The organism is Rhodococcus sp. NPDC054953, assembly GCF_053609225.1.
Genome location: NZ_JBSGXD010000022.1, coordinates 15,647 through 34,587 on the forward strand (window position 1 = coordinate 15,647; position 18,941 = coordinate 34,587).

Sequence of the window (18,941 nt, forward strand, 5' to 3'; positions counted from 1 at the left end):
GCAAGGAGACGTCATGCCCCGCATCGCCCCGCTCGCGCCCTCCGACGCCGGACCCCTGGTCCGGCTCGCGTACCGCGTCATGGGCCGCCGCTTCGGATCCGTCCCGGAACCCTTCGCCGTCGTCGCCCATCACCGGAAGCTGTTCGTCGCGTCGTCCGTGCAGGAGCTCGCCGCCGAGAAGGCATCGACGGTGCTGCCCGCCGCCGTCCGCGAGATCGCGGTGTACCGGGTGGCGTGGACCGTCGGATGCTCCTGGTGCGTCGACTTCGGGTCGATGCTGATGCGTCTCGACGGCCTGGACATCGACCGGCTGCAGCACATCGAGGACTACCGCACCTCCGCGCTGTACAGCGACGACGAGCGCGCGGCCATCGACTACGCGGACGCGATGACCGCCACCCCCACCGAGGTGACCGACGAGCAGGTCGCCGACCTCGAACGCCGGTTCGGGAAGGCCGGTGTCGTCGAGTTGACCTACCAGATCGCGCTGGAGAATCAGCGGGCCAGGACGTACTCGGCCCTCGGCATCGTCGACCAGGGATTCAGCACGGATTCGTGTCGTGTCCCGTGGGCGGATCCGCAAGCCGACCCGGCTCCGTCGGGTCCGGCATCCTGACCCCGGACAACTTGGTGGGGTTCGCGAAGTCGTAGGCGGCCCACACCTTTCCGTCCCGAACGGTGAACCCGGCGACCCGGGCGGCGAAGCCGGGGTGGGTCTCGTCGCCCGGCGATCCGGGGGAGAGGATGCCGAGTCGGCCGTTGACCAGCGCGGGCCGGTACGTCAACAGCGCGTCCGGGCCGTACTTGGCGGCGAGGCCGAGGAAGAAGCGGGCGAACCGGTCGGCGCCGTGCAGGACGTTGACGGCGGTGCGGGTGGTCCCACCCGCATCGCCGATCACCAGCGCGTCCGGGTGCAGCGCGTCGAGGACCGCCTGCAGGTCGCCGCTCGCCAGCGCGACCAGCAGGTGCTCCACCGCGGCGTCGTGCCCGGGGTCCGGCGGGGGCACGTCCGCCGCGGCGACCGCCCGCCGCGCCCGGGACGCCAGCTGCCTGCTGCCCGCGACCGAGGTGCCGAGCACCTGGGCGATCGCGTCGAACGGCACGCCGAACCCGTCGTGCAGCACGAACGCCGTTCGCTGGTCGGGGCCGAGGGTGTCGAGGACGACGAGCGCCGCGATCCGGGCGTCCTCCCCCCGGACCACCGCGTCGAGCGGGTCCACCGGTGTGGCCCCGGCAAGCGGCGTCACCACCGGCTCCGGAAGCCATTGCCCCACATACGTTTCTCTGCGTACCGCGGCGCTGCGCAGGTGGTCGAGGCAGATCCGGCCGACCACGGTCGTCAACCACGCCCGCAGGTTCACGATGCGGTCGCGGTCCGTGTCCCGCAGCCGCAACCACGCCTCCTGGACGGCGTCCTCCGCGTCCGCGACCGAGCCGGTCAGCCGGTAGCCGACCGACAGCAGATGGCCGCGGTGCGCCTCGAACTCGTCCACCAGGATGTCCTGCACCGGGTCGAGTGTACGGGCGGCAGACTCCGAACGGCACCGTCGTCGATCCTGTCTCGGTACCGTTCCGTCCCATGCGATTCGGCATGTTCGTGCGTACGCGATGAGCTACCGGAACCCCGCCTACCTGGCGACGGTCGCCGCGACCGCCGACCTGATCTCCGGTGGCCGGATCGAGATGGGGATCGGTGCCGGATGGCTCGAACACCAGCGGCGGGCATCGCCCGGCGCACGGCGCCGGAGCCGACTCAGCGGATGTCGTCGGGGTCGACGGGCAGCTGCTGGTTCTTCGCGCGCGGCACATCGTCGGTCAGCGGGATCGACTTCGTCAGCAGCTTCCACTCCGCGTTCGGGATCTGCTCGATCGCGCGGCGGATCACCTTCGGGTCCCTGGTGCCCCACGCGACGGGCATCGGGCTGACCATCTGCCAGGTGTCCGCCGCCGAGTTGGTGGAGCGGTCGGAGAGCACCGAGATCGACGGCACCCGCTCCCCGACATTCGACATCGAGTGGCCGGGCAGGGTGCGGATGGTGCGGGTCACCAGCGCGTAGTGCGGCTGGCTCGCGCCCGGCTTCGCGGTGTTCACCAACGCAAGCAGCGTCGCACCCCTGGGGCGGGTGACCGCGACGATCGCGGGCACCAGCTCACCGTTGGCGTACAGGTCCTCCACCGACCCGACCTTGCGGGGCGCCCAGAACGCCATCCACACCGACGCCGCCGCGACCACCAGCGCGACCACGCCGAGAATGTACGACCACGGATGCGCAAGGACGATCAGCCAGACCCCGATCGCCACGAACAGCAGTCCGGTGATGATCGCGGCCCAGCGCAGGCGACGGACATCGCCGACCGTCTCGTTGACCGACGTGGCGTGGGCGGTGTCTACGTGGAACTCGAAGCGGCGCACACACCTATTCCTACCCGATCGCCGGTCCGAGCAGGTCGTCCGCGTCGGTGATCCGGTACGCGTACCCCTGCTCGGCCAGGAACCGCTGCCGGTGCGCCGCGTACTCGGCGTCGAGGGTGTCGCGGGCGACGACCGAGTAAAAGTGCGCCTGCCCGCCGTCGTGCTTGGGGCGCAGCAACCTGCCGAGCCGCTGCGCCTCCTCCTGCCGGGACCCGAACGTGCCCGACACCTGCACGGCGACCGACGCCTCCGGCAGGTCGATTGAAAAGTTCGCAACCTTGCTCACCACCAGCGTCGAGATCTCCCCGGCCCGGAACGCGTCGAACAGCTGCTCGCGTTCCTTCGTCTTCGTGGACCCCTTGATCACCGGCGCGCCGAGCGCCTCGCCGAGCTCGTCGAGCTGGTCGAGGTAGGCGCCGATCACCAGGGTCGGGGAGTCGGGGTGCCGGCCCAGGATCGACTTCACCACCGCGTTCTTGGTGTGCGCGGTGGAGCACAGCTTGTAGCGTTCCTCCGGTTCGGCGGTCGCGTACGCCATCCGCTCGGCGTCGGTCAGCGTCACCCGGACCTCGACGCAGTCGGCGGGCGCGATCCAGCCCTGCGCCTCGATGTCCTTCCACGGTGCGTCGTACCGCTTCGGCCCGATCAGCGAGAACACGTCGCCCTCCCGGCCGTCCTCCCGGACCAGCGTGGCGGTCAGTCCCAGCCTGCGCCGGGACTGCAGGTCCGCGGTCATCCGGAACACCGGCGCGGGCAGCAGATGCACCTCGTCGTAGATGACCAGGCCCCAGTCCCGGGAGTCGAACAGTTCCAGGTGCTTGTACTCGCCCTTCGACTTGCGGGTGATCACCTGGTAGGTGGCGATGGTGACGGGGCGGATCTCCTTCTTCTCGCCGGAGTACTCGCCGATCTCGTCCTCGGTCAGGGACGTCCGCGCGATCAGTTCCCGCTTCCACTGCCTGCCCGCGACGGTGTTGGTGACCAGGATCAGCGTCGTCGCCTTCGCCTTCGCCATCGCGGCGGCGCCGACCATCGTCTTACCGGCGCCGCACGGCAGCACCACGACGCCGGAGCCGCCCGCCCAGAACGAGTCCGCCGCCATCTCCTGGTAGTCCCGCAGGTGCCAGCCGCCGTCCGCGGACCCGGGAAACCGGCCGTCGTAGTCGAGTTCGATCGGGTGCGCCTCGCCGTCCACATACCCGGCGAGGTCCTCCGCCGGCCAGCCGATCTTGAGCAGCAGCTGCTTGAGGTGGCCGCGTTCGGACGGGTGCACGACGACGGTGTCCTCGTCGACCTGGGCGCCGAGCATCGGGGCGATCTTCTTGTGCCTGCGCACCTCGGTGAGCACCGCCCGGTCCAGGCTGACCAGCACCAGCCCGTGCGCCGGGTTCTTCACCAGCTGCAGCCGCCCGTACCGCGCCATCGTGTCGACGACATCGACCAGCAGCGGCTGCGGCACCGCAAACCGGGAGTAGGTGACGAGGGCGTCGACGACCTGCTCGGCGTCGTGCCCGGCGGCCCGCGCGTTCCACAGGGCGAGGGGGGTGACGCGGTAGGTGTGCACGTGCTCGGGTGCGCGTTCGAGTTCGGCGAACGGCGCGATCGCCTGCCGGGCCCGATCGGCCAGCGGATGGTCGACCTCGAGCAGCAGGGTCTTGTCGGACTGGACGATGAGCGGTCCGTCGGTCACGTGCGCCTCCTAGCGTGGACAACCACTCCATTGTCCACGCTGCGCGGAGGAGGCGGCGTGATCCGTCGTCGCGGGTGCCCGACCGCGCAGGAGCGAGCGGGCCACGGAGGACACGAGATCGCGCATGAACGGGGATCATTCCTCGGCCCACCGAATTCGCGATGTTTTCGGCGAAGGGTCGAGAATATTCACCGCCCGACCGTGAAATCCTGGCGAATTTCCCGCACCCGAATCAGGGCCTCGGAAATTCCGGCCCGGTATCCGGCCTCGCGTTCGGTGTGCCCCGACGTGGCGCCGAGTTCATTATCGAGGCGGTCTCTGATGCGATCAAGTGCCCGAAGTGTCTTCGTTCCGACGGTGCCCCCGGTTTGGGTCGGGTCGGGGACGGTCGCGAGGAGCGAGTCCCTGATGCACTCGTCGAGGACGAAGATTCGCGCCGACACCAGCGCGGCACGGTGGCCGCTGGAGTGGGGATTTGGCTGTGTCTCGTCGTCGGTGCGCGGGGACAGTTGGTGTACGAGGGTGTCGAGGATTCGGGTCGCCGCCGGCGCGGCCGCGTCGTGCTGCACGGTGCTCGTCCGTCAGTGTCGCTTACGTTTCCGGATGAATTCGCCGGAGTCTGCCGCTCGGTCCCGCTTTTCGGCGCGCCGTTCCTTCAAGGATTGAGTGGGTTTTCTTAGGCTCTTGCCCGGTTTCTTGTCGGCCATTGTCGCTCCTGAATTTCGAAGTGGCAATCACTGGGCCCGACCATACGTCATTACTCGGGAAAAGCCAGTCGTGCAGGCAGGCGGCTTTCTCGTTCTCGTGCGGCGTCCCGGTGCTGGTCCGGTCGCCTGGGTCCGGCCGCCTGGGTCCGGCCGCCGAGTGGCCCGGCGGTCGGGCGGCGTGAGTGAACGGATCATTCAGTCGATGTGATCGACTGAACGCTTCCGTTCAGTCGGCGGGTGCGCGGGTGGGCGGGTGGGCGGGGGCGCGGGGTGGGTTAGTCGACGAGTGACACCGACGTCACCCGGTGCAGGGTGAACCGTCGGATCGCGCCGTCGGCGGGGTCGAACGCGTCGAGCTGGCCGCCGCCGACGCTGACTGGGTCGACGATCCGTTCAGTCGCGATGCCCTGTGCGTCGACGTAGCCGATCCGGACGCTGCGCCCGACCTTCACCGCGAGCTGCAGCAGCGCCACCGTCGCGGCACTGCTCGCCCGGCTGCCGTCGGCGCGGACCGCGTCTCCGCGCGGGGTCGACGCGGCGCGCTGTCCGGCCCGCAACTGCCGGACCAGCAGGTCGAGTTGCTCGTCGCTGGGCGGGGCGGGCATCCGGCGCACCGGCCGGGCCCGCCGCTTCGGCACCCGCGCGCCCGCACTCCGCAGATCCACGATGGCGCCCGACGAGTCCTCGCCCGCCGGGGCGAACCCCGCCGCCCGCAGCCGGTCGAGCACCTCGCCCAGCGGAGCCTGCGACACCGCAACAGTCGGGGCGAGGGCCCGCAACGCCAGCGTCTCGGCGACCGTGGAGGACAGCACCTCCGCCAGCGTCGCCGGGTCGTCGCAGCGGACGAACGCCTGCGCGATGCCGACCCGCAGCCTGCCGTGCCTGCGGGCGACATCGTCGATCAGGTACGTCAACGCCTGCGGGACCGGCGTCCGCGAATGCGTGGCGAACAGGGCGTGCAGCTCGGCGGCGGTGCGCCCGGCGTCGAGGGCGCGTCGCACCCCGGCCTCCCCGACCCGGTAGACGGTGGCGGCGCCAGCGGATTCGACGTCGGCGACCAGTGTGATCTCGGCGAGGAGGCCGGGCACCAGCGGCCCGGGCGCGATCACCGTCAGGTCCGCCTGCACCAGCACGTGGTCGATCGGGGTCGGCAGCGCCGCGACCATCTCGGCGAGCACCGACTCCGGTGGGCCGTCGTGCAGCAGGCTGCGCCCCGGCGACGACAGCGCATCCCTGCCGATCAAGCCGACGGCGGCCGCCTCGGTGAGGGTCCGGTCGATCGCGGCGGCGCCGAGCCTGGCCGACCACCGCGGCCGACGCCAGGCCACCACGTCGGCGACCTGGGCGGCGCTCGCCCCGACCCCGGTACCGAGTTCGGCGACGATGTCGAGCAGGAATCGGCGTTCGCGGGGCGCCGCCGACGCGCGCGCCTCGTCGGACAGCGCCGCGATCGGCTTGTCATTCGGGTCCCGCAACCCCACCAGCCACGGCAGGCGCTGCAGGTTCAGCCACACCTGCGCGAGCAGTTGCCACCGATGCGCCGCGGCCGCGTCGAGCCAGCCGTCCGCGGCCGCGGTCGGCGCCCAGTAGTCCTCGCCGGTGTCGGCGGCGGGCGGCGGGTCGGGGAGACCGCTGGAGATCAGGCCCGCCCCGGCCTGCAACTCAAGCAGCAGCGCGAGCCGCGACTCGTCGACGCCGACGATCTTGGCCAGCCTGCGGATCTCCCGGACGCCGAGTCCGCCGGCCCGGAGGCTGGGCGCGGGGTGGTCGCCGAGCGCAACGAGGAGGCGCTCGCAGTGCCGGAGCAGTTCCAGCGCCTCGCCCGCGGCCGCGGCGTTTACCTCGGCGATCCGGTGTTTGCTGCCGCGGATCGTCGGCGGGGTCAGCGTGGTCGGGTCGGTGATGGTCTCGCCGCGCAACGCCTGCCCCACCTGGACGGGCAGTTCGACGGTCTGCTCGTCCCGCCAGGACAGTAGGCCCGCCGCGAGCAGCCGCTGCACGGGCCGATCCGGTGGGGTGCCCGGCGCGGCGTCACGGGTCCGGCCGACCGGGGAACTGTGCGCGAGGGTGTCCAGCAGTCGTCGCTCGTCCACGGTCAGCGCGTCGAGCGCGGCGGTGATCTGGTCGGGTGTCAGGGCCGTCGTTGCCGGGTCCAGCCGCCACGAGAGGGCCTCGACGGCCGCCGGGGTCACCCGCAACACCGTCGTCCCCCACACCAGGGCCCGCTGCCGCAGCGCGGCAAGGGCACGGTCAACGGCCCGGGCGGGTGCCCGCCCGGCCACCGCGTCCGCGAGCTGGTCCCGCCGCACCCCGGCCGCCGTCGCGCCGTCGCGGCCGAGCAACCCGAGCAGGGTGAGTTCGAGCACGTCGAGGTCGTCGGCGACGCGAAGCACCGAGACGCGCTGCTCCGCCCGGGACGCCAGCACCGTCAGGGTCGACGGGGGCGGGACGGCCAGGTCGGGGCGCAGCCGCAGCAGGTCTGCCAGCTCGGCGTCGGTGCGGGTGGCGAGCCAGGACGCGAGGCTGTCGGGGGCGGCGTCGGTGTCGGTCATCGCATCCAACATTAGTGACCTGGGCTGTACGGGATACGAGGTCGATGTCAAAATGGCCTCGTGGCTAACAATGCGAGCAAGCGATACGTCGACAACGGCTGGCCGGAGCACGTCAAGGAGGGCGACCACGCGGTCACCGAGCTCTCGTCGACGCGGTCCGGTGGGCTCTCCCCGTTCGGTGAGGAGACCGAGTTCCCGCGGCCGGTGTCCGAGCTGCCCTACGTCCATCCCGTCACCGTCATCAACCGCTGACGCCAAGGCGAGCAGCAGAAAGGCCCCGCACCGGTTTGGTGCGGGGCCTTTCTCGTGCACTGGCTAGCGCTGTGCGACCAGCGGCGCGTAGGTCTTGAGGAAGTCGATGACCTGCGGGTTGAGCTTCGCCTGCTCGTACAGGGACTCGACCTGCGGGTCGACGGCGATGCCCCGGGCCTTCACGGCCTGCAGGGTGCTGTCGAGCCGGTCGAACACATCGGCGGTGCCGTCGGTGGTGGGGATGCTGGTGACGTCGGGGGCCTCCGCGGCGGGCGCCGGCGCGGGGGTCTCGGCCGCGGCGGCCGGAGCGCTGCGCTGCGTCGGCGCGCTGGCCAGCCCGAGGCTGGACGAGCAGGACGGCCAGGCGCCCCACCCCTGCGAGGCGAGGACCTTCTCGGCGACGGCGATCTGCTGCTCGCGGCTGGCCTGGTTGGCGGTGGCCGCGTACTCGCCGCCGCCGTGGGAGGTCCACGTGCTGGGGGAGAACTGCAGCCCGCCGTGGTAGCCGTTGCCGGTGTTGATCGACCAGTTGCCGCCTGCCTCGCACTGCGCGAGACGGTCCCAGTCGGAGTCGGGGGCAGCGCTTGCGGGGGCCGCGAAGGCCGCGCCGGCAGCGCCGAAGACTGCGGTGGTGACGACGACCTTGGCTGCCGTCTTGCGGGTGTTCGTGGGCTTGCGATGGCGTCCAGCACTCATGGGGTTTTCCTCTCCGCACGCGCCTGCGAGGTCAGCTGTCGGGTTCGGGCTGAGAGGTCGCCCGGCCGTGTTCGCTCCGTGACCGGCGCAAACAGCGGCTTCACCCCAAGGGAGGCCTGGTGCATGCCTCCCGGTGTCCACTGGGGACGTGGGTCCCCCGTCCTTGTCCCTGGGTTGATCTGTGGGAATCCGTTCCGCGGGACAAGGTTTGGCGCGGCGGTTCGGACTGGCCGGAACACCGACCGGTGACGACCGTACGTGGCCGATCGCGGTGAGTCATCTCCTACGGGAACGGCGTGTTTCCCGCGGTTTCGGCCGACCGCACCGGCGTCTGTGCAGGTCAGCTGGTTGCGGCTCGGTCGAGACCCGGCTGTGACCCAACCGTTATGTGAGGCAGATCACATGGCTCCGCTGGTGTTTTCGGACCCGCCGCGGGGCCGGTCCGCGCCAACGCGACCAGGGTGGTCGCCGCGATCACCACGAACAGCAACGGGTACACCGCGGCGAAGATCGGTGCCAGCGCCGCGGGCGCAGGCACCATGAACAGCCCGATCCCGTACACGCCGTCCGGGAACCCGTGCGCCCAGATCAGTAGCGGAAGCGCGAGCGCGGCAGGCAGCAACCAGGCCACCGCGCGGCCGCTGCGCAACGCCCGATCCATCGCCAGGATCAGCAACGGCACGAACCACACCCAGTGGTGCCCCCACGAGAACGGCGAGACCGCGCACGACGTCAGGCCGCACAGCGTCACCGCGAGCAGCGCGTGCCCGCGCCGGTGCGCGAGGAGAGCCGCGGCAAGGCCGAGTCCGGCGAGGGCGACCGCGACACCGAGCCACAGCAGCCGCGGCGGCTCGGCAAGATGCAGCCACCGCGCCAGCACCCCCGAGGCGGATTGATTCGCAGGCCACGCCGTCTCGCCGATCCGCGTCGAATGCCAGATCACCCCGGTCCAGTAGGCCCGCGAATCGGAGAAGATCACCACACACCCGACCGCGACCGTCGCCGCGAAGCCCGCCACCGCGGTCGCCGCGGCCCGCCACTGCCGGGTGAGTAGCAGATGCACAACGAACAGCGCGGGCGTGAGCTTGATCCCGGCCGCGATGCCCACCCCGATGCCGCGCAGCCTGCTGCCGTCGGGCCTGCCGAGATCCCACACGATCAGCAGCATCAGCAGCAGGTTCACCTGACCCAGCCAGATCGTCGTCCGCACCGGCTCGATGACGCTCAGGACCACGGTCAGCAATCCGGTGGCGACGTACAGGGTGCGGTTGGCGCGGTACCCGAGCTGCCGCCAGCACAGCAGCACCACCAGGTACAGGGCCACGAAGTTCACCAGGTAGCCGAGCAGCGTCGTCATCTCCGGCGAGAACAGGCGCAGCGGCGCGAAGATCACCGCGGAGAACGGCGGGTACGTCCACCACATGCCGCCGTGCAGCGCGTGGTCGTAGAGACCGGCATCGGTCAGGACGGTGGCGCCGCCACTGCGATAGACGAGCAGGTCGAGACCGTTGCGGAAGAACCCCCACAGCGGCTGCCCCAGCGGAATCACCCGGTCGTGCGCGACGACGGTGGCGGCGGCAAGGACGGCGAGGACACCGAGAAACCATGGGCGCGCGGGGAGCGTCCGCCCGGCGCCGGTGCTCGAGGTCCGCTCCGCGTCCGCACTGGAGGGCCGCCCCGCGTCCGTGCTGGAGGCCCGCTCCGTCCCCGTGCTGGAGCTCCGCTCCGCGTCCGTGCGGGGCGGCACACTCATGCCGGATATCCCGCCTGATAGGTGCGGGTCGTCCCGACGTCGACGATGTCCTTGCCCAGCGGCATCAGCGAGATCGGCACCATCTTCAGGTTTGCGATGGCGAGCGGGATTCCGATGATCGTGATCGCCATCGCGACCGCGGTCACCACGTGCCCGATCGCCAGCCAGATCCCGCACAGCACCAGCCAGATCACGTTCCCGATCAACGACCCCACACCCGACGTCGGCTTGTCGACGACCGTCTTGCCGAACGGCCACAGCGCGTACAGGCCGATCCGGAACGACGCGATGCCGAACGGGATGGTGACGATCAGGATGCAGCAGATCACGCCGGCGAGGAAGTAGCCGAGCGCGAGCCACAGCCCGCCGAACACCAGCCAGATGATGTTGAGGACGATCCGCATCAGTGCTCCCCGCCTCGGGTGCGGCGACCCGCGAGCAGGGCCGCGCCGATCCCGCAGAGGAATCCGATCGGGCAGAGCAGGGCCAGCAGATACAGCGCGAGCCCGGGGGTGTGTCCGGTCGCCGCGATGACGAAGATCGCGACCACCGCGATCAGGCCTGCGAAGAACAGGACCATCGCGGTGCGGAACAACAGCCCGCCGCCGGACGGCGTGCTTGCTGGGGAATCGGTGCCGGGGGTTCGTGGTGCCACGCCTCCACGGTATCGCCAGCAAACCCGGGTGCCCGGCAGGGGCACGCGGAGGTAGACTGCGGGCATCGCGTCCCACGCTCGTGGGGCGCGTTCGTTTATGTGGTCGTTTTACGTGGATGAGCAGGTGACGCGGTGCCTACCGGCAAGGTGAAGTGGTACGACGCTGAAAAGGGCTTCGGCTTCCTCTCCCAGGATGAGGGGGAGGACGTCTACGTCCGGTCGTCGGCGCTGCCCGACGGGGTCGAGGCCCTCAAGGCGGGCCAGCGGGTGGAGTTCGGCATGGCCGCCGGTCGGCGTGGCCCCCAGGCGCTGAGCCTGAAGGTGCTCGACCCGGCGCCGAACCTGCGTCAGTCCGGGGCGGGTCGCCGCGACGACGCCGCGCGCAAGCACACCCCCGACGAGTTGCACGGCATGGTCGAGGACATGATCACCCTGCTCGAGGCGAAGGTGCAGCCGGACCTGCGCAAGGGTCGGTACCCGGACCGCAAGACCGCCCAGCGGATTTCCGAGGTGGTCCGGGCCGTCGCCCGCGAACTCGACAGCTGAGTCGCACACCCCCCCGTGGTGAGACGCGAGGAGCCCCCGGTCGTGACCGGGGGCTCCTCGCGTTGGTGCACCGCTCACTCGGCGGAGGGCGCGGCCTCCGGCAGATCCGGCAACGTCTGCAGCGCCCACACCGGCGCGAAGTCCCGGGACGACGGCTGCTGGATGATCACGCCGAGCAGCTGCTCGTTCTCTTGGGTCGGCACCGTCACCGAGTAGTTCTCGTCCGGGGTGTAGTCCCGGTAGCCCTCGAACACCTCGCCGGTGCGCGGGTCGCCGAACTGGACGTTGAGCCGCCACTCGCCGGCCGCGATGTCCCTCGGCAGGGACAGCTGCAGGGGGGAGCCCGCGGGCACCGGCAGGTACGCGACCGTGAGGTCGGCGCAGCGCATGGTCGAGTCGCAGACACCCGCCTCGACGTCGACGGTCTTGCCGTGCGCATAGGCGGTGATCGTGGGCAGGGTCTCCGGGGCGTCGCGGACGAGCAACGCGGTGACGGTGGCGAGACCGCCCGCGGCAACCAGCGCCACCACGACCACCGCCGCGAGGATCTTCTTCGTCCGGGCTTGCAAGCTCATAGTTTCCATTCTCGGTCGTCGGGCCCGCCCGGGGTGGCGGGATCGTGGTCAGGTGGTGCGGGCGCCGGGGCCGACGGGGGCCTCCTGGTGCGCGTGCTCGGGGCGCTTGCCGCCGAGTCCCGGCAGCAGCGTCCGGCCACGGTACGTGAGGACGGTCTGGGCCAGGCCGAGGGCCAGCACCACCGACACGACGGTGAAGCCGATCCAGTACTGGGTGGGCAGCAGGACCCCCAGTGCGCCGCCGAGGACCCAGCTCAGCTGCAGCACCGTTTCGGAACGACCGAATCCGGACGCGATGGACTCCTCGGGCAGGTCCTGTTGCAGCGAGGCGTCGAGCGACACCTTCGCCAGCGCGCTCGCCCCGGACGCGACGAGGGTGGCGAGTGCCGCGGTGAGCAGGCTATCGGTGACCGCGGCGACGACCGCGACCGCGGTCACCGCCGCCGTGCAGCGCAGCACGACGACGGCGGGCCTGCCCAGCTTCAGTCGGGCCCCGGTCGCGTTGCCCGCGAAGTTGCCGATGCCCGCCGCCGCGCCGACCAGGCCGAGCATCGCCGCCTGCATCCACGGCTCGTGTTCGGTGCGCGACTTCGCGACAAACGCGATGTACAGCGTCAGGAATCCGGTGAGCACACGGATGGTGCCGTTTCCCCACAGCCCGGTGATGGTCGCGCGGCCGAGCGGCTGCCGGCGCTTCTCGGGCGCGATCGCCTCCCGCTGCTCGCGGGTGATCACCTCGGTGACGGCGTCGTCGCCGTGGTAGGTGAGGGTCGCGGGCACCTCGCCCTCGGTGACCTCCACCCAGGCGGGGATGCGCATGCTCAGGTACGCGCCGAGGACGGTGAGCGCGGCGGTGAACCAGAGCACCCCGGTGGAGTGGAATGCGAATGCGATCGCGCCCGCTGCGCCGCCAGCGACGATGGTGCCGCCGATCAGTCCGAACACCGTCAACCGCGAATTGGTGCGGACCAGGTCGATGTCCGGGGGAAGCACGCGCGGGGTCACGGCACTCTTGAGCACCGAGAACGACTTGCTCAGCACCATCATCCCCAGCGCGCACGGGTACAGCGCCCAGCTGTCGAAGTTGAACACCAGCAGCACCGCAAGGACGGTCCGCAGCGCGAACGACGCGGCGAGCGCGATCCGCCGACCGCGCTGCAGCCGGTCGAGTGCCGGTCCGATCAACGGGGCGATGACCGCGAACGGGGCGATCGTGATCAGCAGATACAGTGCCACCTTCGTCTTGTCCTCGCCGGTGGCCGCGGAGAAGAACAGGGTGTTGGCGAGGGCGACGGCGAGCGCGGCGTCGGTCGCGAAGTTCGCCATCACCGCATACGTCAGGTGGGTCAGCCCCGACTTGTCGGCGCCGTCGGCGGTCGCGGCCCTGCGGAACGTCGCGATGCCGCGGTTGGTCAGTTCCCTGCTGCGCATCGCCGCGACCCGCGTGACCGTCAGTTTGCGTGGAATCGGTGGCGGCTTCGGGCCGCCCTGCCTCGGCGCCCGGACCTGCTCGGTCCGCTGGTCGTCGACCTCGTCGTCGGGGTGCGCTCCGAGGGGGGTCGTCGGGTGCAGGGGCGGCAGCGGCGCCCGGCGACCGGACGGTCGACCCGGCGGGTAGTTCGGGTAGCCGGGATGTCCCGACCCGCGCCCGGCGTCGGGCGCTGCCCGACGGCCCTCGGGTTCGGATGGGTGGTGCGGTCCGGTCACGGGTCCAATTCTGTCCCAGGAGTCGGACACAGGACCATAAGCCCCGGTGTGGCGGCGTGGTCAGGAGACGAAGCGCACATCGAAGATCGTCGGATACAGCTTCCCGGTGATCAGGAATCGGTCGGTGCCGGGGATCGCGGCGATGCCGTTGAGGACGTCGGCCTCGGCGGCCTCCGCCTCCGTCAGCAGGCCCGATGCGTCGATCACCGCGACCACCGCACCGCTCGCCGGGTCGATCCGCACGATGTCGGTGGTCTGCCACACGTTCGCATAAACCATCCCGTCGGCGGTGCACTCGAGTTCGTTGAGCCGGTCGACCCGGCGGTCGTCGAGGGTGACATCGACGGTGCCGCGCACGGCGAAGGTCGCCGGGTCACGGAAGGTGAGGGTCGAGCTGCCGTCGCTCATCACCAACCGGTCCGGCTGCGCGCACAGGCCCCAGCCCTCGCCGTCGTACGCGACCCTGGCACGTTCCCGGAGGGTGGTCCGGTCGCGGGCGAACGCGACCTGGTCCCGCCACGTCAGCTGCCACACGGTGTCACCGACCACGGTGATCCCCTCACCGAACATGGTGGCGGGCAGGTCGGCCCGCGCCAACTCGGCACCGGTGTCGAGGTCGCGGGCGGTGACATACGACCGGCCGACCAGCCCGGTCCCCTCGAGCAGCGCCCCATCCGCGATCTCGAGACCCTGGGTGAATGCGGTGGGATCGTGGGGTCGGCGGTCGAGGACGTCGACGCGCAGGGTCGGCACCGACCCGGACGAGCCGAGACCCGAGGAGCCGGGGTCGTCGGAGGACCCCGCCGCGCAGCTGCCGAGGGTAAGGACGGTCGCCGCGACGGCGAGGCCGAGCAGTCGGAACCGGGTCACGATGCAAGCATCGCAGCCCGAGCGGGTGCACGCCGCACGCAATGCGGCAAAATGAAGATGTGAGTCTGTCATCTGCCCCCGAGCTTGCCCCCGTGCGTCCCCTTCTTGCCGAGGCCGTGGAGTTCGCGCGCAGGGCGTTGACCGACCTCGGCGAGGTGCAGGTCGGCGCGCACCTCGGCGTGACCGCCGAGGACGAGAACACCGCGACGCACCGCTTCGAGGCGACGCTGCCCGGCTACCACGGCTGGCAGTGGGCGGTGGTGCTGTCCGCGCTGCCCGATTCGGATCGGGTGACCGTCAACGAGTCCGCGCTGCTGCCCGGCCCGGACGCCCTCGTCGCGCCGGACTGGCTGCCGTGGGATCAGCGGGTGCGTGCCGGCGACCTGTCGCCGGGCGACCTGCTCGCCCCCCGCGCCCAGGATCCGCGGCTCGCGCCGGGATACGTGGCGACCGGTGACCCGGTCGTCGACGACGTGGCCCGCGAGGTCGGGCTCGGCCGCCAGCAGGTCCTCAGCCGTGAGGGTCGTCTCGACGCCGCGCAACGCTGGCGCGACGGCGACTTCGGACCCGACTCGGAGATGGCGAAGGCCGCCCCCTCCACGTGCGGGCTGTGCGGGTTCTACCTGCCGCTCGCCGGCACGCTGCGGGCGGCGTTCGGGGTGTGCGGCAACGAACTGTCCGCCGACGGGCACGTGGTGCACGCCGAGTACGGCTGCGGCGCCCACTCCGACACAGAACTGCCTACCGGTGCGGGCACCCCGCGTTACGACGCCTACGACGACGGCGCGCTTGAGGTCGTGACGCTGCCGCAGCCGACCGCGGCGGCGGTCGAGACGGTCGCGGGCGAGCCCGCTACCGCGACGGAGCCGACCACGAACGAGCGGCCCGACGCCGAGACGGACGCGGCGCCGACCGAGTGACCGACCCCTTCGGCACCGAGGCGCTCCGCGCGGCGACCCTGCTCGCCTGGACCTCGTCGCCGACGCGGCTGCGGGAGGACGCGGTCACCGAGGCAGACTTCGTCCGCGGCGGCTACCGCGACCGGATCCTCACCGAACTCGCGCAGAACGCGGCCGACGCCGCGGCGGCCGCCCGCGTTCCCGGGCGGCTCGACGTCCGGCTCGACGGCCGGATGCTGCACATCGCGAACGTCGGCTCCCCCCTGGATGCGGCCGGTGTGCAGGCACTGGCCGCGCTGCGGGTCTCCGGCAAACGTGAAGGGGTCGGCAGGTTCGGGGTCGGGTTCACGGCGGTCCTCGCCGTCGCGGACGAGGCCGAGCTGCGGTCGGTGACCGGGTCGGTGGTGTTCTCCGCCCGCCGCACCCGCGCCGAGATCACCCGGGCCGGGCTGCCCGAACCCGACGCCGGGGTGCCGGTGCTGCGGCTGGCGTGGGCCAGCGACGCGGCCCCCGCGCCGGGCTTCGACACCGAGGTCGTGCTGAGGTTGCTGCCCGACGTCGACGGCGCAGCGCTGCTGGCCGCGATGACCGCCGAGGCGGTCGACCTGCTGCTGGAACTTCCTGCGTTGCAGTCGATCCGGATCGGCGACCGGGAGTTCACGCGCACCGAACGGGATCTCAGTGATGGGGTCGGTGAGGTCGTCGTCGGGGACCGGACCTGGTGGCAGTACGCGGGACCGACGGCACGATTCCTGGTGCCGGTCGCCGGGGGGGTGGTGCGGCCGCTGGCCAGCGACGTCCTGCGGGCCCCGACCCGCTCCGACGAGGAGCTCTCGCTGCCGGCGATGGTGATCGCGGACGCCGAGCTGCAGCCGGACCGCCGTCGCATCCTGCCCGGCGCCGCGATCGCACACCTCGCCGACGGATACGCAGAGTTCGTTGCGTCCCTGCCTGTTTCGCAGCGGATCGCGCTTCTTCCCACCCCCGGCTTTGCGCGTGGCGAGGTGGACGAGCAGTTGCGGGAGGCGGTGCTGCGGCGCCTCGCCGACCATCCCTGGCTGCCCGGCGCCGCAGGCGGAATCCTGCGCCCCGGCGACGCAGCCGTGCTGCCCGGGCTCGACGACGATCTCGGCGACCTGCTCGCCGACGTGGTCCCGGGACTGCTCACCGCCGAGATGTCCGGCGTCGCGGCGGCTCGCGCGCTCGGCGCGGTCGGGGTGCACCGGCTCGGGTTGGCGCGGCTCGCCGAACTCCTCGCCGGACTGGACCGGGATCCCGGCTGGTGGGCCCGGCTGTACGACGCGCTCCTCCCGCTCGTCGTCGACCCCCTCGCGGCCGAGGAGTTGGCCGCGATCCCGGTTCCGCTCACCGACGGCCGGACCGTGACCGGCCCGCGCACCACCCTCCTCGGCCACGACCTCGGCGCGGCCGGACGCGGGGTGGACTGGATCCGACTGGTCCATCCGGACGCGGCGCATCCGCTGCTGACCCGGCTCGGCGCCACCACGGTCGGGGTGCTCGACGTGCTCGGCGACCCGGCACTGCGGGAACGGATCGAGTACGACGACGACGGCTGGCTCGACGACCGTGACGGTGCCGCAACGGAACTCGTGGACGTCGTGCTGCCGCTGGTGGCGGCCGCGGCCGGGCAGGGGCCGCTGCCCGGCTGGCTTGGTGCGCTGCCATTGCCCGACGAGGCGGGCGACCTGCGTCCCGCCGACGAACTGCTGCTCCCCGGTGCGCCGCTGGCCGCCGTGCTCGACGAGGACTCACCGTTCACCACCGTTGCCGCCCGGGTCGTCGACGCCCACGGCTCCGACGCGCTGCTGGCGCTCGGCGTCGGATGGGGCTTCACGGTGGTGCGTGAGGAACTGCCGACCGGCCCCGACCACCACCTGGACCGCGAATCCGAGTGGTGGGCAACGTTGCCCGATGACCCGGAGGTACTGCTCGCGGTCCGGGACCTCGACCTCGTCGCCCCCGGTGCGTGGCGGCAGGCGCTGACCCTGCTCGCCGCCGGGCCCGAGACCGCCGCCCTGCTCGCCGACCGGGGCGGCTACACCGCGTGGTGGTTGCGACGGCACGCTGGCGTGGACGGTGTCCCGTTGGGGTCGCTGCGTTCCCCCGACGACCCGACCTTCGAGGGCCTGCTCGACCCGCTGGACCATCCCGACGCCGCGGCACTGGCGGGCGCGTTGGCCGCGGACCGCGTCGACGACCAGGCCCTCGCCGACCTGCTGATCGAGCGGCTCGCCGACCCGGACCGGGTCGCAACCCCCGCGGTGACGGTGCGCACCCACCGGCTGCTGGCGGAGGCAACCGCGGCGGGCCTGCTCGACCTGGACGCGTTGCCGCCCCCCACCCGGGTCCGCGCCGTCGACGGCGCCGTCGCGGACCCCGCCGACGCGATGGTGCTGGACCGGCCGTGGCTGGCGGCCGCCGTCCCGGCCGGGCGGCTGGTGGTCGGCGACCTGGCGTCCGCCGGGGCGCTCGCGGACCTGCTGGACCTGCCGCCCGCGTCGGAGGCGGTGCGCGGGGAGGTGCTCGGGACCGGGCGCACCGTCGACCCGGCGCGCGAGGCGGGCGCGGTGCTCGCCGCGGTCACGTCCGGTCGGTCGCTGCCTGCCGGGGTCCTGGTGCTGCACGAGACGCTGACGGTGCGACTGTCCGGGGCGGTCGAGGCCGACGTCGAGGTGCCGTGGTGGGTGGACGGGGCGGGTCGCACCCACGCCGACGCCCGCAGGCTCGGGCCGGGGCCGACCGGTGGTTGGTGACCCGATCGACGGGGCGGTCCTCGACCAGGTCCTGCACTGGCGGACGCCCTGGCTGACCGAGGTCGTCACCGTGATCACCCACCTCGGCGACACGGTCGTCGCGGCCGCGATCACCGCCGCTGTCATGCTCGCGCTGCTGGCCCGCGGACGCGGCGTCGATGCCGTGCTCGTCGCGGGCGCGATGGTCAGCGGATTCCTGCTGATGAGCGCGTCGAAGCTGGTGGTCGGCCGGGCGCGACCGCCGTTCCCGGACCGTCTGGTCGACGAGCTGACCGATTCGTTCCCGTCCGGGCACGCGATGATGTCGGCGATCCTGGTGTGCGTGCTCGGCGCGGTGCTGGTCCGCACCAGAGGCGCACTCGGACCGCTCCCGGCGACGCTGCTCGTGCTGTGGACCGCCGGGATCGGGCTGTCCCGGGTATACCTTGCCGCGCACTGGCTCACCGACGTGCTGGCGGGCTGGCTGCTCGGGGTGGCATGGGCGGCGCTGTGGATCTGGGCCACTGCCCGGTATGCCGCGCGACGAGCCGTGGTTAGCTGAGCCCGCGTTGCGCGGTCCGGCTGCCGCGCCGCGCCGCGCGCCGCTGGGCAAGGAACAGTGCCGACCCGAGCGCCCCGAACGCGAGTCCGGCCAGGCAGATCGGCAGCAGCGGCTCCCACCGGTCGCCGACCAGCAGCACCAGAATCGTCGCCGTCATCCAGGCCGCGGTGCCCAGTGCGAGCACCGGGCGGGGGTCGATCAACCGGGCGGGAAGCAGGGGATCGTTGCGGGGCGTGCTCACCGACACAACGGTACCGGCCACCGGGCCCGATCGCGCCGAATGCCCTAGTCTCTCCGAAGGCGCGAACGGT

General features: G+C 71.9%; 19 protein-coding genes, 1 pseudogene and 1 riboswitch. Of the genes and pseudogenes, 8 read left to right on the plus strand and 12 right to left on the minus strand.

Annotated elements, in window-relative coordinates; all coding sequences use genetic code 11:
• The first annotated feature begins 13 nt into the window (after positions 1–13).
• Positions 14–616, plus strand: a complete 603-nt coding sequence (locus tag ACWF62_RS15305; RefSeq protein WP_378570180.1) for a carboxymuconolactone decarboxylase family protein — start codon at positions 14–16, stop codon at positions 614–616.
• On the opposite strand, the gene ACWF62_RS15310 is transcribed toward ACWF62_RS15305, so the two are convergent.
• On the minus strand, positions 543–1,508 hold the full coding sequence (locus ACWF62_RS15310; RefSeq protein ID WP_378570181.1) for a sigma-70 family RNA polymerase sigma factor: 966 nt from the start codon (positions 1,506–1,508) through the stop codon (positions 543–545). The two genes, ACWF62_RS15305 and ACWF62_RS15310, sit on opposite strands and share 74 nt — an antisense overlap.
• A gap of 97 nt (positions 1,509–1,605) precedes the next feature.
• On the opposite strand from ACWF62_RS15310, the pseudogene ACWF62_RS15315 reads away from it, so the two are divergent.
• Positions 1,606–1,725 (plus strand): annotated as a pseudogene (locus ACWF62_RS15315) (LLM class flavin-dependent oxidoreductase); the annotation flags it as partial.
• Between the two features lie 28 nt (positions 1,726–1,753).
• Here the strand turns inward: ACWF62_RS15315 and ACWF62_RS15320 are convergent.
• Both ACWF62_RS15320 and ACWF62_RS15325 read right to left on the minus strand, forming a co-directional pair.
• Positions 1,754–2,413, minus strand: a complete 660-nt coding sequence (locus ACWF62_RS15320; RefSeq protein WP_378570182.1) for a DUF3239 domain-containing protein — start codon at positions 2,411–2,413, stop codon at positions 1,754–1,756.
• A 10-nt stretch (positions 2,414–2,423) separates the two neighbouring features.
• The gene (locus ACWF62_RS15325; RefSeq protein WP_378570183.1) at positions 2,424–4,103 is read right to left on the minus strand and encodes a DNA repair helicase XPB; all 1,680 of its coding nucleotides are present in this window, start codon (positions 4,101–4,103) and stop codon (positions 2,424–2,426) included.
• Positions 4,104–4,264: 161 nt separating this feature from the next.
• Between ACWF62_RS15325 and ACWF62_RS15330 the strand changes: the two genes are divergently transcribed.
• Entirely contained in the window at positions 4,265–4,783 is a 519-nt protein-coding gene (locus tag ACWF62_RS15330) for a hypothetical protein (RefSeq protein WP_452630553.1), read from the plus strand.
• A 302-nt stretch (positions 4,784–5,085) separates the two neighbouring features.
• Here the strand turns inward: ACWF62_RS15330 and ACWF62_RS15335 are convergent, their stop codons facing one another.
• Positions 5,086–7,362 (minus strand): helicase-associated domain-containing protein, encoded by a 2,277-nt coding sequence (locus ACWF62_RS15335; protein WP_452630554.1) that lies wholly within the window; start codon positions 7,360–7,362, stop codon positions 5,086–5,088.
• 60 nt (positions 7,363–7,422) lie between these two features.
• Between ACWF62_RS15335 and ACWF62_RS15340 the strand changes: the two genes are divergently transcribed.
• A complete protein-coding gene (locus tag ACWF62_RS15340) occupies positions 7,423–7,614 on the plus strand; it encodes a hypothetical protein (protein ID WP_378509025.1) in 192 nt (63 codons plus the stop codon).
• Positions 7,615–7,677: 63 nt separating this feature from the next.
• Here the strand turns inward: ACWF62_RS15340 and ACWF62_RS15345 are convergent, their stop codons facing one another.
• The 4 genes from ACWF62_RS15345 to ACWF62_RS15360 form a co-directional block, all read right to left on the minus strand.
• Positions 7,678–8,310 (minus strand): transglycosylase family protein, encoded by a 633-nt coding sequence (locus ACWF62_RS15345; protein WP_378509024.1) that lies wholly within the window; start codon positions 8,308–8,310, stop codon positions 7,678–7,680.
• A 4-nt stretch (positions 8,311–8,314) separates the two neighbouring features.
• A riboswitch (cyclic di-AMP (ydaO/yuaA leader) is annotated at positions 8,315–8,501 on the minus strand.
• A gap of 149 nt (positions 8,502–8,650) precedes the next feature.
• Positions 8,651–10,063 (minus strand): glycosyltransferase 87 family protein, encoded by a 1,413-nt coding sequence (locus ACWF62_RS15350; protein WP_452630555.1) that lies wholly within the window; start codon positions 10,061–10,063, stop codon positions 8,651–8,653.
• Positions 10,060–10,467 (minus strand): YccF domain-containing protein, encoded by a 408-nt coding sequence (locus ACWF62_RS15355; RefSeq protein WP_378509022.1) that lies wholly within the window; start codon positions 10,465–10,467, stop codon positions 10,060–10,062. Before ACWF62_RS15355 ends, ACWF62_RS15350 begins: the two co-directional genes overlap by 4 nt.
• Entirely contained in the window at positions 10,467–10,718 is a 252-nt protein-coding gene (locus ACWF62_RS15360) for a hypothetical protein (protein WP_378509021.1), read from the minus strand. Before ACWF62_RS15360 ends, ACWF62_RS15355 begins: the two co-directional genes overlap by 1 nt.
• A gap of 132 nt (positions 10,719–10,850) precedes the next feature.
• Between ACWF62_RS15360 and ACWF62_RS15365 the strand changes: the two genes are divergently transcribed.
• Positions 10,851–11,264, plus strand: coding sequence for a cold-shock protein (locus tag ACWF62_RS15365; protein WP_378509020.1), 414 nt, complete (start codon positions 10,851–10,853; stop codon positions 11,262–11,264).
• 74 nt (positions 11,265–11,338) lie between these two features.
• On the opposite strand, the gene ACWF62_RS15370 is transcribed toward ACWF62_RS15365, so the two are convergent.
• The 3 genes from ACWF62_RS15370 to ACWF62_RS15380 are packed head-to-tail and all read right to left on the minus strand — an operon-like array spanning position 11,339 to position 14,416.
• Complete coding sequence (locus ACWF62_RS15370; protein WP_378509019.1) at positions 11,339–11,839, minus strand: DUF2771 family protein; 501 nt, start codon at positions 11,837–11,839, stop codon at positions 11,339–11,341.
• 48 nt (positions 11,840–11,887) lie between these two features.
• The gene (locus ACWF62_RS15375; protein WP_378509018.1) at positions 11,888–13,546 is read right to left on the minus strand and encodes an MFS transporter; all 1,659 of its coding nucleotides are present in this window, start codon (positions 13,544–13,546) and stop codon (positions 11,888–11,890) included.
• Positions 13,547–13,606: 60 nt separating this feature from the next.
• A complete protein-coding gene (locus tag ACWF62_RS15380) occupies positions 13,607–14,416 on the minus strand; it encodes a glutaminyl-peptide cyclotransferase (RefSeq protein ID WP_378570187.1) in 810 nt (269 codons plus the stop codon).
• A 41-nt stretch (positions 14,417–14,457) separates the two neighbouring features.
• On the opposite strand from ACWF62_RS15380, the gene ACWF62_RS15385 reads away from it, so the two are divergent.
• The 3 genes from ACWF62_RS15385 to ACWF62_RS15395 are packed head-to-tail and all read left to right on the plus strand — an operon-like array spanning position 14,458 to position 18,630.
• Positions 14,458–15,336 carry a DUF3027 domain-containing protein gene (locus tag ACWF62_RS15385; RefSeq protein WP_452630556.1) on the plus strand — a complete coding sequence of 293 codons (879 nt, stop codon included), beginning with the start codon at positions 14,458–14,460 and terminating at the stop codon, positions 15,334–15,336.
• Entirely contained in the window at positions 15,333–18,089 is a 2,757-nt protein-coding gene (locus ACWF62_RS15390; RefSeq protein ID WP_452630557.1) for a sacsin N-terminal ATP-binding-like domain-containing protein, read from the plus strand. Before ACWF62_RS15385 ends, ACWF62_RS15390 begins: the two co-directional genes overlap by 4 nt.
• Complete coding sequence (locus ACWF62_RS15395; protein ID WP_452630558.1) at positions 18,079–18,630, plus strand: phosphatase PAP2 family protein; 552 nt, start codon at positions 18,079–18,081, stop codon at positions 18,628–18,630. Before ACWF62_RS15390 ends, ACWF62_RS15395 begins: the two co-directional genes overlap by 11 nt.
• On the opposite strand, the gene ACWF62_RS15400 is transcribed toward ACWF62_RS15395, so the two are convergent.
• Positions 18,623–18,871: a DUF2530 domain-containing protein gene (locus ACWF62_RS15400; RefSeq protein WP_378509013.1), complete on the minus strand. Its 249-nt coding sequence runs from the start codon at positions 18,869–18,871 to the stop codon at positions 18,623–18,625. The genes ACWF62_RS15395 and ACWF62_RS15400 overlap by 8 nt on opposite strands.
• Positions 18,872–18,941: the final 70 nt, after the last annotated feature.

Bases quoted from the DNA above. Each gene is read 5' to 3' on its own strand.
- ACWF62_RS15305 (WP_378570180.1), top strand. From the start codon at position 14: ATGCCCCGCATCGCCCCGCTCGCGCCCTCCGACGCCGGACCCCTGGTC.
- ACWF62_RS15330 (WP_452630553.1), top strand. From the start codon at position 4,265: ATGTTTTCGGCGAAGGGTCGAGAATATTCACCGCCCGACCGTGAAATC.
- ACWF62_RS15335 (WP_452630554.1), bottom strand. From the start codon at position 7,362: ATGACCGACACCGACGCCGCCCCCGACAGCCTCGCGTCCTGGCTCGCC.
- ACWF62_RS15345 (WP_378509024.1), bottom strand. From the start codon at position 8,310: ATGAGTGCTGGACGCCATCGCAAGCCCACGAACACCCGCAAGACGGCA.
- ACWF62_RS15350 (WP_452630555.1), bottom strand. From the start codon at position 10,063: ATGAGTGTGCCGCCCCGCACGGACGCGGAGCGGAGCTCCAGCACGGGG.
- ACWF62_RS15355 (WP_378509022.1), bottom strand. From the start codon at position 10,467: ATGCGGATCGTCCTCAACATCATCTGGCTGGTGTTCGGCGGGCTGTGG.
- ACWF62_RS15370 (WP_378509019.1), bottom strand. From the start codon at position 11,839: ATGAGCTTGCAAGCCCGGACGAAGAAGATCCTCGCGGCGGTGGTCGTG.
- ACWF62_RS15385 (WP_452630556.1), top strand. From the start codon at position 14,458: ATGCGGCAAAATGAAGATGTGAGTCTGTCATCTGCCCCCGAGCTTGCC.